Here is an 821-nt window from a genome sequence, read left to right on the forward strand (position 1 = left end):
CCTCCTCATTGCCGCATTGCCTTGCCCAGGGGATCGTAGGGCGAGGCCGCGACGACACGCGCCGGCCGTTCCTCACCCACGACATGCACGGAGAGCGCGGTGCCCTCGCCCGCGAAATCGCGGTCGACCAGAGCCAGCGCCAGGCTCTTGCCGACCGTATAGCCATAGCCGCCCGAGGTGACGAAGCCGACGCGTCGGCCCTGATGCCAGACAGGCTCAAAACCGCTGGCATCGGCGTCGAGCGCATCGATTTCCAGCGTCACCAGGCATTGGCCGCTGCCGGCCTCCCGCTGTTTCAACGCTGCTTCGCGGCCGATGAAGTCGCTCTTGCCGAAAGCGATGAAGCGGTCGAGACCGGTCTGGCCCGGCGTATAGCCTTGCGTGAATTCACGCGACCAGATGCCAAAGCTCTTCTCCAGCCGCAGCGCATTGAGCGCATAGTAGCCGATTTCAGCAAGGCCCAGATCCTCGCCCGCAGCCAGCAGCGTGTCGCGCAACGTGGCGTGCATGGTCACGGGGCAACTGATTTCGAAGCCGAGTTCGCCCGCGATCGACAGCCGCGCCACACGTGCCTGCACCATACCGATGTCGAATGCGCCACAGGCCATGAACGGCAATGCTGCGCCGGAAACATCCTGATGCGTCGTGCGCTCCAGAATCTCCCGCGCATTCGGCCCCGTGAGCAGGAAGCCGCTCATCGTGTCGGAGAGGTCGGCGATGGTGACGCCCTCCGCCGCATGGCTCTCGAACCAGCGCATATGGAATTCCCGGAGATAGTAGGAGCCCATCAGCCAATAAGAGCCGCCGCCCCAGTTGAAGAC

Annotated in this window: 1 protein-coding gene; it reads right to left on the minus strand. The window is 64.4% G+C overall.

Features of this window, described 5'->3' with window-relative positions; all coding sequences use genetic code 11:
- Positions 1–5: 5 nt before the first annotated feature.
- Positions 6–821 (minus strand): aminomethyltransferase family protein (locus ENZ74_RS33270; protein ID WP_164761473.1); only part of this gene is annotated, 816 nt, incomplete at its 5' end.

Origin of the sequence: Mesorhizobium sp. M7A.F.Ca.CA.002.15.2.1, from assembly GCF_003998715.1 — a bacterium.
GTDB classification, from domain to species: Bacteria; Pseudomonadota; Alphaproteobacteria; order Rhizobiales; family Rhizobiaceae; genus Mesorhizobium; species Mesorhizobium ciceri.